We start from the raw sequence: 488 nt of genomic DNA on the forward strand, positions 1-488 counted from the left end.
CTTATAAAAAATAGGAGAGGTTTCCCTCTCCCTTCTTTTACTCCGAGTCGTCTTGGCGGTTGCGACTCTTTTGTACTTCTTCTTTAACTTTGAAGTACACATCTGAGATATTTTTAATTAACCCAGACAGTTGATTAAGACCTGTAATAACTGCTGCAATGATTACCCAATTCATATTATCACCTCCCTTTGATATCTCTATCATATCACTTTGGTTTGCTCAAGTCAACAACAAATTTTATCTTTTTTCAAATGTTGTTAAAAGTTTCAAAATAGAAACGCAATATCTTTTAAAAGATTACTTACTATAAATGCGTTATAAATTATAAAAAAAATAGGAGAGGTTTCCCTCTCCCTTCTCTTACTCTGAGTCGTCTTGGCGGTTGCGACTCTTTTGTACTTCTTCTTTAACTTTGAAGTACACATCTGAGATATTTTTAATTAACCCAGATAGTTGATTAAGGCTCATAATAACTGCTGCAATGATT

The 488-nt window shown here is 33.2% G+C and carries 1 protein-coding gene; it reads right to left on the reverse strand.

From position 1 onward, the window contains the following. Positions 1–37 precede the first annotated feature (37 nt). Positions 38–175 (reverse strand): hypothetical protein, encoded by a 138-nt coding sequence (locus GBN91_RS29155; protein WP_176535481.1) that lies wholly within the window; start codon positions 173–175, stop codon positions 38–40. Positions 176–488 lie beyond the last annotated feature (313 nt).

Source organism: Bacillus sp. B1-WWTP-T-0.5-Post-4, assembly GCF_009183795.1.
GTDB classification, from domain to species: Bacteria; Bacillota; Bacilli; order Bacillales; family Bacillaceae_G; genus Bacillus_A; species Bacillus_A cereus.

Bases quoted from the DNA above. Each gene is read 5' to 3' on its own strand.
- GBN91_RS29155 (WP_176535481.1), bottom strand. From the start codon at position 175: ATGAATTGGGTAATCATTGCAGCAGTTATTACAGGTCTTAATCAACTG.